Source organism: Zoogloea sp. LCSB751 (genome assembly GCF_002028455.1).
Taxonomy (GTDB): domain Bacteria; phylum Pseudomonadota; class Gammaproteobacteria; order Burkholderiales; family Rhodocyclaceae; genus Zoogloea.
In genome coordinates, this window is sequence record NZ_MWUM01000521.1 from 1 (window position 1) to 244 (window position 244).

Consider the following 244-nt stretch of genomic DNA (forward strand, 5'->3'; position numbering starts at 1 on the left):
GGTGACCGCGTGGTAATGGCAATACAGCCGGTTGCTCATCCATTACTGGATTCTGCTCCTCGCAGTAGGTGTCCACGGACTCAATCAAACGGGATGTGTCATTACCAAATCGGCGAGGGAACCAGAGCCTGAAGTGAGCCAACCGTGATGCCGGAATTTTGTTACGTGCGTACTCCTGAGCATTCTCCTTTTCGATTTCAGTATTTAGTAAAGCCAGACGGGCCTGAGAAGCACGAATTTCTTC

General features: G+C 50.4%; 1 protein-coding gene. It reads right to left on the reverse strand.

Annotated elements, in window-relative coordinates:
- A partial coding sequence (locus B4920_RS30210; RefSeq protein WP_216820127.1) for a hypothetical protein occupies positions 1-244 on the reverse strand: 244 nt, incomplete at both ends.